General features: G+C 67.0%; 8 protein-coding genes and 1 pseudogene. 2 read left to right on the top strand and 7 right to left on the bottom strand.

The genetic code is table 11. From position 1 onward, the window contains the following. The first annotated feature begins 25 nt into the window (after positions 1-25). Both N0B71_RS25555 and N0B71_RS25550 read left to right on the top strand, forming a co-directional pair. Positions 26-7,066 carry a DUF4347 domain-containing protein gene (locus N0B71_RS25555; protein ID WP_259755749.1) on the top strand — a complete coding sequence of 2,347 codons (7,041 nt, stop codon included), beginning with the start codon at positions 26-28 and terminating at the stop codon, positions 7,064-7,066. Between the two features lie 62 nt (positions 7,067-7,128). After that, entirely contained in the window at positions 7,129-8,616 is a 1,488-nt protein-coding gene (locus N0B71_RS25550) for a TolC family protein (RefSeq protein ID WP_259755748.1), read from the top strand. 125 nt (positions 8,617-8,741) lie between these two features. On the opposite strand, the gene N0B71_RS25545 is transcribed toward N0B71_RS25550, so the two are convergent. From N0B71_RS25545 to N0B71_RS25515, 7 genes and pseudogenes are all read right to left on the bottom strand, one after another. Further along, positions 8,742-9,287 carry an arsinothricin resistance N-acetyltransferase ArsN1 family B gene (locus N0B71_RS25545; protein WP_259755746.1) on the bottom strand — a complete coding sequence of 182 codons (546 nt, stop codon included), beginning with the start codon at positions 9,285-9,287 and terminating at the stop codon, positions 8,742-8,744. A gap of 7 nt (positions 9,288-9,294) precedes the next feature. After that, positions 9,295-9,385: pseudogene (locus N0B71_RS28335) on the bottom strand (arsenical resistance protein ArsH); the annotation flags it as partial. A gap of 96 nt (positions 9,386-9,481) precedes the next feature. After that, entirely contained in the window at positions 9,482-9,952 is a 471-nt protein-coding gene (locus N0B71_RS25535; RefSeq protein ID WP_259755745.1) for an arsenate reductase ArsC, read from the bottom strand. A 27-nt stretch (positions 9,953-9,979) separates the two neighbouring features. Further along, positions 9,980-11,263: an arsenic transporter gene (locus N0B71_RS25530; protein WP_259755744.1), complete on the bottom strand. Its 1,284-nt coding sequence runs from the start codon at positions 11,261-11,263 to the stop codon at positions 9,980-9,982. Between the two features lie 21 nt (positions 11,264-11,284). Next, on the bottom strand, positions 11,285-11,632 hold the full coding sequence (locus tag N0B71_RS25525) for a metalloregulator ArsR/SmtB family transcription factor (RefSeq protein ID WP_259755743.1): 348 nt from the start codon (positions 11,630-11,632) through the stop codon (positions 11,285-11,287). A gap of 202 nt (positions 11,633-11,834) precedes the next feature. Further along, positions 11,835-13,196 (bottom strand): chromate efflux transporter, encoded by a 1,362-nt coding sequence (gene chrA, locus N0B71_RS25520; protein ID WP_259755742.1) that lies wholly within the window; start codon positions 13,194-13,196, stop codon positions 11,835-11,837. Next, complete coding sequence (locus N0B71_RS25515) at positions 13,189-14,130, bottom strand: chromate resistance protein (RefSeq protein WP_259755739.1); 942 nt, start codon at positions 14,128-14,130, stop codon at positions 13,189-13,191. Before N0B71_RS25515 ends, chrA begins: the two co-directional genes overlap by 8 nt. Positions 14,131-14,241: the final 111 nt, after the last annotated feature.

The raw sequence follows: 14,241 nt of genomic DNA, 5'->3' as shown, positions 1-14,241 counted from the left end.
CCTGGCGATGGCACTGGAACCGCGCATGCTGTTCGACGGCGCCGTAGCCGCCACCGTGGCCGAGGCGGCTGACGCCAAGCCCGCCGCCGACACCGCCGCGAAGGACGCCCAGGCGCACCCGGCGCAGGACAACAGCGCTCACCAGGGCAGCCAGGACGCACTTTCCGCCGTGCCCGCCGGCACCTCGGACCACCGCCAGGAAATCGTGTTCGTCGACGCCAGCGTGAAGGGTTACCAGCAACTGGTGGCAGGCCTCAAGCCGGGCACTGAAGTGGTGGTGCTCGATGGCGGCAAGGACGGTCTCCAGCAGATCGCCGATTACCTCAAGGATCGTTCCGGCGTCGATTCGATCCATATTCTCAGCCACGGCGACGTGGGCAAGGTCCAGCTGGGCAATACCTGGCTGGATGGCTCGGGCATCGCCCTGCGCAGCGACCTGCTCACCCGCATCGGCCAGGCACTGGACAAGAACGGCGACATCCTCCTGTACGGATGCCTGGTGGGCGCCGACGGCGCGGGTCGCTCCTTCGTCGACCAACTGGCCGATGCCACCGGCGCCGACGTTGCCGCCTCCAACGACATGACCGGCGCCACAGCGCTGGGCGGCAACTGGGTGCTGGAGGTCAGCCACGGTGCTGTCGAGACGGCGGCGCTCGATGTGGGCGATTTCCGCGGCCTGCTGGCTAGCTTCAATGACGACTTCAGCACCAATTCCGGACAAACCACCACGTTCACCCGGATGCTGGGCGGCGTCAGCTACACCTATACCTTCACCGCGGCCGGGGACGGTGGCGACACGGCGTGGGAAGGCGCCAATGGCGAGGCCGGCAGCGCATCGATCAACCTGCTGTCCACCGCGCTCAACACGTCCAACACCGAGGTGTTCACCATCGCCCGCAGCGATGGTGCCGATTTCACGTTCACCAGCATCTACCTGAACAATACCGACGGCGACACCATCACCGTCGCGGGATACCTCGATGGTGTACTTGTCGGAACCGCTCAGACCGTCCTCACGGGGGCTCAGAGGACGCTCAGCTTCGGTGGTATCCGCGTCGACCAGGTGCGTATCAGCAGCGCTGATTTCTACAACACCAACATCGACAGTTTCGCCGGCGACTCCGTCCCGCCGAGCCACGCACCGATGGTGACCGCCACCGCCGGCAACCCCAGCTTCACCGAGAACGGCACGGCCGTGGACCTGTTCAGCGGCGTTGTGGCCGCGAGCAACGATGCTGGCGAGACCTTCACCGGCATGACGCTGCGGGTGACCAACGTGAGCAACGGTGCCAGCGAAATCCTGAACATCGGCGGCGTCGACGTCGCGCTGAACAATGGCAACAGTGGTTCCATCGCCGGCATCGGCAACTACAGCGTGACGCTCTCCGGTGGTACCGCGCAGGTGGTTCTCAGCGGACTGTCGCGGGACAATACGCAGATGGCGCAACTGATCGACGCCATCACCTACCGCAACAGCAGCGATAACCCGGGTAACGCCACCCGCGCCGTGACCCTCCTGACGGTGACGGACAGCGGGCCGAACAACAACAGCGCGTCGCCGAGCATCACGTCGAACGTCGCCGTTCTCGCGGTGAATGATGCGCCGACGCTGAGCCCTGGCAACAGCACCGTCAGTTACACCGAGGGCGGCTCCGCGGTGCTGATGAGCACGCTGGTGGTGGCCGACGTCGACAGCCCGGCCCTGCAGGAGGCCACGGTCAGCATCAGCGATTTCCGCCCTGGCGATATCCTGTCGGTGGTCACATCTGCTGGCTTCTCCGCCAGCTACAACAGCGGCACCGGCGTGATGGTGGTCAGCGGCAGCGGCACGCCGGCCGAGCTGCAGGCCGTCTTGCGCTCGGTGAGCTATTCGTCTTCTTCGGACGATCCCACCTTCGGCGGTTCCGACCAGACGCGGCAGATCAACTTCAGCGTCAAGGACAGCGGCGGCCTGGCTTCCAACGTAGCCACCGCGCAGGTATCGCTGACCGCGGTGAACGACGCCCCGACTCTGTCCGGCGGCCCCTATACCTGGGCGGCTACCGACGAAGACACCAGCTCCCAGGCGGTCACGGTCAGCAGCCTGCTGGCTGGCGTCAGCTACGGCGACGGCGACGGCCCCAGCGCCGGTATCGCCCTGACGGCCAGCAGCGGCAACGGCGCCTGGCAATACTCCACCGACGGCGTGACCTGGACCGATGTCGGCGCGCTGTCCAGTTCCAGCGCGCTGCTGCTGGCGGGCGGTACGCAGCTTCGTTATGTACCCGATGGCGCCAACGGCGGGGCGGCCGCACTGACCTTCCGCGCCTGGGACCAGAGCGCTGGGACCGCCTCCATCAACGGCATTCGCTCCACCGCGGATACCAGCAGCAATGGCGGCAGCACGGCGTTCTCGACGGGGGTTGCGCAGGCAACGATCAGCGTCAGCAGCGTCAACGATGCGCCCCTGTTGACCCCTTCCAACCCGGCGCTCAACAGCATTCCCGACAGCGTTGTGAACCATGTCGGGCAGGCGGTTACCAGTCTCATCAACGGCCACGTCAGCGACGTGGACGCGGGCGCGGTGCAGGGCATTGCCATCACCGGGGTGGACCCGGGCGTTGCCGGCACCTGGCAGTACAGTCTGAACGCTGGTGCGAGCTGGCAGGACGTCGGTGCGGTTTCCACTGCCTCGGCGTTGCTACTGCGCAGCAACGACCGCGTGCGCTTCGTGCCCGATGGCGTCCACGGCACCTATGCCACCTTCACCTTCAAGGCCTGGGACCAGAGTGGCAGCACGGCCGGCCAGCAGGGCAGCAGGGTCGATGTTTCCAGCAGCGGCGGCAGCACGCCGTTCTCCGCGGCCATCGACACCGCCAGCATTACGGTCGTCGCGGTCAACGATCCTCCGCTGGTCACCAGCAGCGGGGGGAGTGCGGCTTTCGTCGAAGGGGAGAACGTGGCTTCCACCCCGGTGGTGGTCGATAGCGGTCTGACCGTGTCGGACAGCGATTCGCCACTGCTCTCCAGTGCTGCGGTGCGTATCTCCGGCAACTTCATCAGCGCCGAGGATGTGCTGGGTTTCCTCAATAATCCGGCCACCATGGGCGATATCAGTGGCAGCTACAACACCGCAACCGGCGTGCTGACGCTTTCCTCCGCCAGCGGCGCCAGCCTCGCACAATGGCAGGCCGCGCTGCGTTCGGTGACCTACAGCAACGGCTCGGAGACCCCGAACACTGCCACCCGCACCATCAGCTTCAGCGTGAACGACGGCGAGCTAGACAGCACGGCGGCCACGCGCACGGTGACGGTGACCGCCGTCAACGATGCTCCGCAACTCAGCCTGCCCGCTGTGATCAGCCTCGACGAGGACGTTTCCGGCGCCATTACCGGCATCAGCGTCTCCGACGTCGATGCGGGTGCCAGCAACGTGGAGGTCACCTTCACGCTTCCGGCGGGCAACGGCACCCTTTCAGCGGCGAGCAGCGGCGGCGTCGTCGCCACCGCGGCGGCGAACATCGTGATCCTCACCGGCCGAGTCGCCGACATCAACGCCTACCTCGCCGGGCAGAACCTGACCTACTCGCCGGCGGCGAACTTCAACGGCAACCTCACCTTGAGTGTCACCATCAGTGACCTGGGCAACAGCGGTGGGCCGGCGAGGACTGACAGCGGCACCCTGACATTGCAGGTCAATGCGGTGAACGATGCACCGAACGCCCCCGTGGTGCCGTTGTTCCCGGTGTTCGCCAGCGAGGATGTGCCGCTGGTGCTGAGTGGCATCAGCTTCAGCGATATCGATGCCGGGTCGGGCGTGGTCCAGGCGACCTTCGGCGTACCCGTCGGCAACGGAACCTTCAGCGCGTTTGCAGGCGCCGGCGTGACGCTGACGGGCTCGGGCACCAGCCAACTGGTGCTCAGCGGCACCCTGAGCGATATCAACGCCTTCGTCGCCAGCGGCGCGGTGAGCTACCTTTCCGCCGCCAATGCCTCGGGCACCGTCACCGTGACGGTGAGCCTCGATGACAACGGCAATACCGGTACTGGCGGCGCCAAGAATTCGTCGGCCACCTTCAACCTGGCCATCAGCGCGGTGAACGACGCCCCGGTGAACAGCATTCCCGCGACCCAGACCGTGCTGCGCGACGGCACCCTGGTCTTCAGCGCAGGGCAGGGCAATGCGATCTCCATCAGCGACGTGGATGCCGGTGGCGGCGTGATGCAGGTGACCCTCACCGCCCAGAACGGACTGATCTCGCTGGGCGGCATCAGCGGCCTGGTGTTTGTGGTGGGCTCCGGCACCGGCGACGCCACCATGACCTTCAGCGGCACCCTGGCCGATATCAACGCGGCCCTCAACGGCCTGACGTACCAGCCAACGGCGGGCTATTTCGGTACTGCGTCGCTGCAGATCGTCAGCAACGACCTGGGCCTGTCCGGGGCCGGCGGCGCCAAGAGCGACACCGACACCGTCCAGATTTCGGTCGAGCAGCCCAATCCCCGGGTTCTCGGCGTCGCCACCAGCTCGCCCGACGGCAGCTACAGGGTCGGCGATCAGATCCAGATCCAGGTCCAGTTCGACCAGAGCGTCTTCGTCGACACCAGCGGCGGTATACCGACTCTGCTGCTGGAGACCGGCGCTATCGATCGCAGCGCCATCTACGCCAGTGGCAGCGGCAGCAACACCCTCACGTTCCTCTATGTCGTGCAGGCCGGTGATCTGAGCGCCGACCTCAACTACGCGAGCACCAGCGCGCTGTCGCTCAATGGTTCGCAGATCCGCAACGGCACGAGCGACATGGCGTTTCTCACGCTGCCCGGCCTGGCCGACAGCGACAGCCTGGCGAGCCGTGCCGCCCTGGTCGTCGACGGCGTGGCGCCCACGGTCACCAGCGTCAGCGTGCCGGCCAATGGCACCTACGTGGCGGGGCAGAACCTCGACTTCGTCGTCAACTTCAGCGAGAACGTCACGGTGGACACCAGCGGCGGCATACCGCACCTCACCGTGACGCTGGACAACGGCGGCACTGCGCTCGCGCAGTACCTGAGCGGCAGCGGCACCAGCGCCCTGACGTTCCGCCTGGTGGTCGCCAACGGTCATCGCGATGGCGACGGCATCAGCCTCGGCTCGTCCATCCAGGCCAGCGGGGGCACCCTGCGCGATGCCGCCGGCAACGATCTCGTTCCCGTTCTGAACAGTGTGGGCAACACCAGCGGCGTGCTGGTCGATGCCGTGGCGCCCACGGTCAGCAGCGTCAGTGTGCCGGTGGGCGTTCCCTACAACGCCGGCGATACCCTGACCTTCGTGGTCAACACCAGCGAAGCCGTGCTGGTCAACGGTGCCCCGCGGTTGTCCCTGGATATCGGCGGCCACACGGTATTCGCCGACTTCGTCGCCGGTTCCGGCACGTCGACGCTCGTCTTCCAGTACACCGTCCAGGCTGGCGACAACGACGCCGACGGCATCAGCGTAAGCGGATTGTCGGCCAACGGCGCCACGCTGCGCGATGCCGTCGGCAACAGCATGGACCTGACGCTGAACAATGTCGGCTCGACCAGTGGTGTCATCGTCGACACCGTGGCGCCGATGCCCAGCGCCATCGTCACCCTGGATCCGACGCCGACCAATGCCGGCAGCGTGCGCTACACCGTGACCTTCAGCGAAGGCGTCAGTGGCGTCGACCTGAGCGACTTCACCCTGGTCGGCACCGGTACCGCTGCGGGTAGCCTGAGCGGCCTGCAGCAGATCGACGCGCGCACCTACCAGATCGCTGTCAGCGGCGTCTCGGGGACCGGCACCCTGGGGTTAAGCCTCAACGGCAGCGCCACCGGCATTGTCGACAGGGCGGGCAATGCCCTCAGCGGAGGACTGGCAGGCCCCGTGTACAGCGTCGACCGCGATGCACCCACCGTTACCGCGGTCAGCGTGCCTGCGGGCAGCCTCAACAACGCGGGCGATACCCTCGACTTCGTGGTGCAAACCAGCGAAGCCGTGGTGGTCGATGGCTCGCCGACGCTGGCCATCGACATGGGCGGACGCACTGTCTACGCCGACTACGTCAGCGGCTCGGGCAGCAACAGCCTGGTGTTCCGCTACACCGTCCAGGCCGGCGACAACGACGCCGACGGCATCCAGGTCAGCGGGCTTTCCGCCAACGGTGGTTCCCTGCGCGACGCCACCGGCAACGCGCTCGATACGTCCCTGAACGGCATCGGCGACAGCCATGGCGTCCTGGTGGATACCCGCGCGCCCACCGCCACCGGCGTCGTGCGGCTGGACCCGACGCCCACCGGCGCGAGCACGGTGAACTTCCGGGTGACCTTCGACGAGGACGTCAGCGGCGTCGATGCCGGCGACTTCTCCCTGCTCACCAGCAATTCCGCCAAGGGCAGCATTGTTTCCGTCGTGCAGCTGGACGCACGTACCTACCAAGTGACCGTTGGCAGCGTGAGCGGGCAGGGCAGCCTGGGCCTGGCGGTCAACGCCGGCGGAATCAGTGACGCGGCGGGCAATGCGTTGGCCAACGCCTTGCGCGGCGACAGCTATGTGATCGGCTCGCTGTCCGATGGCGATCCGCAGTTCCGCGTGGAGGCTCCGGTCGTGCCCGAGCCGCCGCGCGCGCCGCTGCAGCCGGCGGTACCGGTGGTGGGACAGCCGCTGACCAGCTCGCCGGTGATCCCGCCGTCGCTGTTCCAGCCTGAAGGCGTAGGCGGCCTGCCGCCGCTGGGGCAAATCTTCATCCAGAACGGCGCACCGTCGCAGAGCTTCATCGCCCAGGTATTTGGCGATTCCAGCGTTGGCGATGGCAGCGGCAAGGGCTTCCTCGGCTTCGGCGGCGGCGATGGCGGCGTCTTCGGCAGCAGTACGCTGGCGAGCATGTTCAGCCGCGACGGCTTCGACCAGAGCCAGCCGCTGAAAGCCTTCGAGCGCCGCGGCGCAGACATCGACCAGGGTATCCGCGGCATCTTCGGCGCGCCGAGCCTGGCGCAGCAACTGCAGCAGATCCACGAATCCGAACAACAACCCGTGCGCGAGCTGGCCTGGGCGCTGGGGCAAGTCGCCCATGGCCGCGACGCATCCTGATCACCACATCGCTCAGTAGAAGAAGCACAAGAACGAAGCCGTAACGAGGGGGACGGCCAGGGATGAAAAAACAAACGACCTTGCTAGGGATCAGCCTGTTGGCGCTTGCCGTGTCCGGCTGCGCCGTCACCACGCAACCCATCGATCGCAGCGTCAGCGAGCAGCGTGCCCGCGACGACCTGCGGGCGATGTTCAAGGATCAGGAGCCGCTCAGCGGCCCGCTGACCCTGCACGAAGCCATGGCCCGTGCGGTCAAGTACAACCTCGAGTCTCGCCTGAAGGTGATGGAGGAGGCGCTGTCGCGCCGGCAACTCGATCTCGCCACCTTCGACATGCTGCCGCGCATGGCGCTCGAGGCGGGTTACGCCGGGCGCAACAACCAGAGCGCTTCCAGCAGCCAGAGTGTGCTGACCAATACCCAGTCGCTGGAACCCTCTACCTCCCAGGACCGCGACCGCGACGTCGCCGACCTGACCATGGTGTGGAACGTGCTGGACTTCGGTGTCAGCTATGTCAGCGCCAAGCAGCAGGCCGACCAGCGCCTGATCGTCCAGGAGCGTCGGCGCAAGGTGGTGCAGACCATCATCCAGGACGTGCGCTCGGCGTACTGGCGCGCGGTCGCTGCGCAACGTCTCCTCGACCGTATCGATGCGCTGATGGCGCGGGTCGACGGCGCGCGCAAGGACAGCCAGCAGATGAGCCAGCAGCGTATCGGCGACCCGGTCCAGGCGCTGGGCTACCAGCGTGCCCTGATCGAGGCCAGCCGCCAGTTGGAGGAACAACGTCGCGCGCTGTCGCTGGCCAAGACCGAGCTGGCCACCCTGATCAACCTGCCGCTGGGCACCGAACTGACCCTGGCCGCGCCGGAAGGCTATGACGTGCCGGAGCTGAAGGTGGGCCTGGAGCAACTGGAACAGCAAGCCCTGGCCAGCCGCCCGGAACTGCGCGAGCAGGACTACCAGGCACGCATCAGCGCTGCGGAAACCCGCAAGGCCATGCTGCGCCTGCTGCCGGGCCTGGAATTCTCCGCCGGCGGGCACTACGACTCCAACAGCTTCCTGGTCAACAACCGCTGGGCCGACTACGGCGTGAAGGTCACCTGGAACCTGTTCAACGTGCTCTCGGCCCCGGCGGCCATCGATGTCGCCAAGGCCGGCGAGGACGTCAACGTGGCGCGTCGCCAGGCCATGTCCATGGCCATCCTGGCGCAGCTCTACGTGGCCAATGCCAACTACAACGAAGCGCGGCGTCAATTCGTCACGACGCAGGAGCTGGCCAGCCTGGACAACGAAATCGTCGGCCAACTGCGCAATCGCCGGCAGGCCCAGGGCATCGGTGAACTGGATCTGATCCAGGGTGAACTCAACGCGCTGCAGGCTGACCTTCGTCGAGACCTGGCCTACGCCGAACTGCGCAACAGCTACGGCCAGGTGTTCGCCTCCGCTGGCGTCGACCCTCTTCCGACCAACGCTCCCGACACCCGGCTGAGCACCCTCGCCAACGGCCTGGCCGAGAAGGAGCGCCAGCTCGATAGCGGCAAGGTGGAGTAGCAGCGGCGCATTCCGCCAGGCGCGTCAGTCTCCGGGGCCGTTGACGCGCCTGTTGCCTGTTCAGGGTCAGTACAGTGCGTCGGTTATGTCACGTCCGGTGGCTGCGTGCGCCCCAGGGCAGGCATTCAGCCGGCTATTTCCGGGTAGCGGCGAGGGTCTGCGGGCGGGTTGTCCGGTGTACCCAGCGCCAGGCGCCAGTAACCCACGTCGTGCCACTGGCCCAGCTTGAAACCGACCTGCGGGAAGGTGCCGATGTGCTGGAAGCCCAGGTGCTCATGGAGGCCAACGCTACCCGCGTTGGGCAGCGCGATGCCGGCATAGGCGGCGTTGAATCCCTGCTTGGCGAGTATGGGAAGCAGCGCGCTGTAGAGGCTGCGGCCAACCCCGGCGCGGCGCGCGCTCTCCGCGATGTAGACGGTCACATCCACTGCCCAGCGGTAGGCTGCACGCGCGCGGTGCTGGCTGGCGTAGGCGTAGCCAACCAGGCGGCCATCGCGCTCCGCGACAAGGTACGGGTAGCTCTGCCGGGTCGTGACGATGCGCTGCCGCATCTCCTCGACGGTCGGCGGTACCTCCTCGAAGGAGATCGCCGTGCCGGCCACGATAGGGGCGTAGATCGCCTGGATCGCTGCAGCGTCCTCGGGGCGGGCTTCTCGGATTTCGATTGTCATGATGACCTCAGATCGAGCGCTGGTTCATGCGGGCGGAAAGCTGCTCGGCTTTCGGAATAACGATCTACCAGAAACTCCTGGCGGTCACGCAGCAGGATGCGCGGCGTGTGCCCGCTGCTGCGGGTTGCCGCTGGCGGCAGGTCGAACAGCGAGAGGTCGGGGTTGGGCAGTGGCTCGGACAGGGTTCCTCCTGCTCAGAGCGCGCCGATACGATCCAGTTCGCGCCTGAGTTCGTCACGGCCGAGGGTGTCGAAGGGGAGGGCGAAGAAGGCCCGGCAGCGCTGCTCGATGCGCGCCAGCGTGGCACGGAAGGCGGCGTCGATGACGGCCTCGTCGCCGACCACATCGGACGGGTCTTCCAACCCCCAGTGGGATTTCAGCGCCGGGCCGAAGTACGCCGGGCAGGCTTCGCCGGCGGCCTTGTCGCAGACGGTGATGACGATGTCCGGCGGGGTGCCCTCGAAGGCGTCGTTACCCTTGCTGCTCAAGCCTGCGATGGAGATGCCGGCCTGCTGCAGGGTGGTGAGGCTGCGCGGCAGCACCTGGCCCCTGGGGAAGCTGCCGGAACTGACCGCCTCGAAGCCTTCCGGCGCCAGGTGGTTGAACAGCGCTTCGGAGAGGATGCTGCGGCAGCTGTTGGCCGTGCACATGAACAGGACTCGCATGGAGGTCTCCCTGGCTGAATGCGGACGTCAGAGGCTCAGGCGCAGCGCCAGGGCCGAAAGGGTGATCAGCAGGACGGGCAATGTCAGCAGGACGCCCACCCTGAAGTAGTAACCCCAGGTGATGCGCATGCCCTTGCGCTCCAGCACATGCAGCCAGAGCAGCGTGGCGAGGCTGCCGATGGGGGTGATCTTCGGGCCGAGGTCGCAGCCGATCACGTTGGCGTAGATCATCGCCTCGCGCACCAGCCCTTCCGCGCCGCTGGCCTGGATTGACAGGGCGCCGACCAGCACGCTGGGCATGTTGTTCATCACCGAGGACAGCAGCGCCGAGAGCAGGCCGGTGCCGATGGCGGCGCTCCACAAGCCCTGTTCGGCAAGACGGTCGAGCAGGTGGCTGAGGAAGTCCGTGAGGCCGGCGTTCTTCAGGCCGTACACCACCAGGTACATGCCCAGGGAGAAGATCACCACCTGCCAGGGCGCTTCGCGCAATACGCGGCGGGTGGAGATGCGGTGCCCGCGCGCGGCAACTGCGAACAGGATCGCCGCACAGGCGGCAGCCACCGCGCTCACCGGGATGCCCAGCGGCTCCAGGGCGAACAGACCGACCAGCAGTACCAGCAACGTCCACCAGCCGACGATGAAGGTGGCGCGGTCGTGGATGGCCGCCTTCGGTTCCTTCAGTGCATCGACTGCGTACTCGCTGGGGATATCGCGGCGGAAGAACAGGAACAGCACCAGCAGGGTGGCGGCGACGCTGGCGAGGTTGACCGGCAGCATCACCGCGGCGTACTCGGCGAAACCCAGGTCGAAGTAATCGGCGGAGACGATGTTCACCAGGTTGGAGACCACCAGCGGCAGGCTCGCGGTATCGGCAATGAAACCGGCGGCCATGACGAAGGCCAGTGTCGCGGCGGGGGAGAAGCGCAGGGCGAGCAGCATCGACATGACGATGGGGGTGAGGATCAGCGCCGCTCCATCGTTGGCGAACAGCGCCGAGACGGCGGCACCGAGCAGCACGCAGAAGGCGAACAGGCGACGACCGCTGCCATTCGCCCAGCGCGCCACGTGCAGCGCCGCCCACTCGAAGAAGCCGGCCTCATCCAGCAGCAGGCTGATGACGATGACGGCAATGAACGTGGCGGTGGCGTTCCACACAATCGCCCACACGGCCGGGATGTCGTGCAGCGAAACCGCGCCAGCAGCCAGGGCGATGATCGCGCCCAGTGCGGCACTCCAGCCGACGCCGAGGCCTCTCGGCTGCCAGATGACCAGTACCAGGGTGAAGACGAAGACAGCGACGGCGACCAGCATCGGAAACTCGCTCGGAAGGGATCAGCAGCAGGCGGCGTCACGGACGGGGCGACCGTCCATGTTCTGCAGGCGGAGGGTGTTGTCGGCCAGCCATTGCGCATTGGCCTGCAGGGTGAGCTGCAGCATCGCGTGTACCCAGGCGGGCAGGTCGGGGTTGAGGCGGTAATACACCCACTGGCCCTGGCGGCGATCCAGCAGCAGGCCACTGCCGCGCAGCTGGGCCAGGTGACGGCTGATCTTCGGCTGGCTGTCGTCCAGCGCACACATCAGCTCGCACACGCAGAGTTCGCCCAGGCTGGCGATGAGCAGGGTGGCGCGAGCCCGGGTCTCGTCGGCCAGGCTCTTGAAGACGTCGGGTGGGGTGATCATGGTCTGTACCGCACATATGGAAAACCGAATATACGGATTTCCATATGTACTGCGCAAGCGTTGCCGGATGCGGTCGGACGCTTCCGGCGATTCCTGTCGCGGGCTAAAGGCAACTGCCGTTCACGTCGATCCTCATTGATCAGTGCTCCGGCGGCCCTGCGAGATGTTGCGTAACAGCCCGTGTTCCCCGCGCCTGCGAAAATCACCCGCGCAGCAGATGCACCGCCAACCCCGCCAGGGCGCAGCCCAGCAGGACCTGGATGACGCCGCGCTTGAAGCGGAACAGGGCGATCGCCGCGGCCAGGGCGATGATCGCCGAGGGCCAGTCGAAGGCTCCGTCGAAGCCGTGCGGCCAGAGCACGTGGTAGCCGAAGAACAGCGCCAGGTTGAGGATCACCCCGACCACCGCGGCGGTGATGCCGGTCAGCGGTGCGGTGAACTTCAGTTCGTTGTGCGTCGACTCCACCAGCGGGCCGCCGGCGAGAATGAACAGGAACGAGGGCAGGAAGGTGAACCAGGTGACCAGGCTCGCCGCGACGGCGCCGGCGAGGAACGGATGTTCGCTGCCGAACATCGGGTGCACGTAGCCGCCGACGAAGCCGACGAAGGCCACCACCATGATCAGCGGGCCGGGCGTGGTCTCGCCCAGGGCGAGGCCGTCGATCATCTGCGTCGGCGTCAGCCAGCCATAGTGACCGACCGCGCCCTGGTACACGTAGGGCAGCACGGCATAGGCACCGCCGAAGGTGAGCAGCGCCGCCTTGGTGAAGAACCAGCCCATCTGCGTCAGCGTGCCGCTCCAGCCGAAGCTGGCGGTCAGCAGGCCCATGGGCAGCAGCCAGAGCGCGGCGCCGATCACCGCCAGGCGCAGCAGGTGGGCCCAGCGAAAGCGCGCGTGCACAGGCGTCGGCGTGTCGTCGTCGATCAGCGCCGGGCCGTAGCTGGCCTGCTTCGCGCCATGGCCGCCGCCGATGACGAACTTCTCCGGCAGCAGCCGTCCGCCGAGGTAGCCGATCACGCCGGCGGCCAGCACGATGAGAGGGAAGGGCACGTTGAGCGCGAAGATGGCGACGAAGGAGGCGGCCGCCACCGCCCACAGCCAGCCGTTCTTCAGCGCGCGCGAGCCGATGCGATGGGCCGCGTGCACGACGATGGCCGTCACCGCGGGCTTGATGCCATAGAAGATGCCGGCCACCACCGGGACCTCGCCGAAGACGAGATACACCCACGACAGGGCGATCAGGATGAACAGCGACGGCAGCACGAACAGCGCCCCGGCGATCACCCCGCCCCAGGTGCGGTGCATCAGCCAGCCGATGTAGGTGGCCAACTGCTGGGCTTCAGGCCCCGGCAGCAACATGCAGTAGTTGAGCGCATGCAGGAAGCGCCGCTCGCTGATCCAGCGGCGTCGCTCCACCAGTTCCTGGTGCATGATCGCGATCTGCCCCGCTGGCCCGCCGAAGCTGATGAAGCCCAGCTTCAGCCAGAACAGGAAGGCCTCGAACAGGCCGACGGGGGCTCTCGCCACGGGGGCGGAGTCGTGCAGGGTGGAGGCGTCAGTCATGGGTTTTCTCGTCGTCCGCGAACGCGATCAGAAGGCCATCGAAGAGGTTGTTGGTTGCCTGCAGGAGCAGGTCGTCATCGCTGATGCTTTCCCTCAGCCCCGCCAGTACGCGCTCGATGCCAGCGGCCTCGGCAGGCTGCAGCCCGCCGATGTCCAGGTAGTGCACGAGGGCGCCGATGCGTGTCAGCGCCGGGGATTCCAGCTGGAAGCTGGCCAGCAGGGTTTCGAAGGTGACGCGCTGGCCGACGTGGCTGAACGCGGCGCCCTCGAAGTCGAAGCCCAGCGCATCGGCGGGGCAGTCGGCCGGGGAGTCCAGCCAGAGGATCTGCGCCTGCGGGTCGATGAAGCGGCGGATGAGCCAGGCGCTGGCCAGGCGGTCGACCCACGGGCGCTTGCGCGTGGCCCAGCGGCGGCCCTGGTAGTCGCCGGGGGCGAGGGGTTCGATGGTCGCCTCATGGGGGCTGGGCTCGTCCGCGGACAGCGCGCGGCTGATGGCGGTTTCCAGCTCCTGGAGCGCGGCGTCGACCTGCTGCTTCGCCTCGCCGGGGAAGAAGTCGATCGCGCTGAGCTGGCCGAACGCCTTGCGCAGCTTGCGCGCCTGCCGCGCCACCCGCAGGGCGGTTTCGCCAGTCAGCTCGCCCCGGCACTGGGCGACGTCCTCACGCAGCCTGGCGTAGTCCTCGGTGCGATCGAACAGCGGCACGAAGCGCTCGTCCTCGCCCTTGACCTCCAGCAGATACGCCGTGCCGTTGATGGCGAGCACGTCCCGCTCGACTGCTTCGAGCGCCTCCCGGCCCGCGCCATGCTCGGGCAGCAGGTAGACGCCATCGCGCAGCACGGCCGAGCCGCACGCCTTGAGCGCGCGCCAGGCGCGCATGCGCTCGGTTGCGTTGGCGGTCGGCAGGCCGAGCACCAGGAGAAGCCAGTTTTTCATGTAGAGAGTCAAACAATATATGTAGTGAAAGTTACTATATTTCAGCCGCCAGGTTTTTCAACCGGCGGATTGGCGGCGCCCTGCGATGCGGCCCCTTTCCGGCTCTGCGGA

It is taken from the genome of Pseudomonas sp. GCEP-101, assembly GCF_025133575.1.
Taxonomy (GTDB): domain Bacteria; phylum Pseudomonadota; class Gammaproteobacteria; order Pseudomonadales; family Pseudomonadaceae; genus Pseudomonas; species Pseudomonas nitroreducens_B.
This window is presented reverse-complemented; position numbering and strand designations above follow the sequence as displayed.

Bases quoted from the DNA above. Each gene is read 5' to 3' on its own strand.
- N0B71_RS25555 (WP_259755749.1), top strand. From the start codon at position 26: ATGCTGTTCGACGGCGCCGTAGCCGCCACCGTGGCCGAGGCGGCTGAC.
- N0B71_RS25550 (WP_259755748.1), top strand. From the start codon at position 7,129: ATGAAAAAACAAACGACCTTGCTAGGGATCAGCCTGTTGGCGCTTGCC.
- N0B71_RS25545 (WP_259755746.1), bottom strand. From the start codon at position 9,287: ATGACAATCGAAATCCGAGAAGCCCGCCCCGAGGACGCTGCAGCGATC.
- N0B71_RS25535 (WP_259755745.1), bottom strand. From the start codon at position 9,952: ATGCGAGTCCTGTTCATGTGCACGGCCAACAGCTGCCGCAGCATCCTC.
- N0B71_RS25530 (WP_259755744.1), bottom strand. From the start codon at position 11,263: ATGCTGGTCGCCGTCGCTGTCTTCGTCTTCACCCTGGTACTGGTCATC.
- N0B71_RS25525 (WP_259755743.1), bottom strand. From the start codon at position 11,632: ATGATCACCCCACCCGACGTCTTCAAGAGCCTGGCCGACGAGACCCGG.
- chrA (WP_259755742.1), bottom strand. From the start codon at position 13,196: ATGACTGACGCCTCCACCCTGCACGACTCCGCCCCCGTGGCGAGAGCC.
- N0B71_RS25515 (WP_259755739.1), bottom strand. From the start codon at position 14,130: ATGAAAAACTGGCTTCTCCTGGTGCTCGGCCTGCCGACCGCCAACGCA.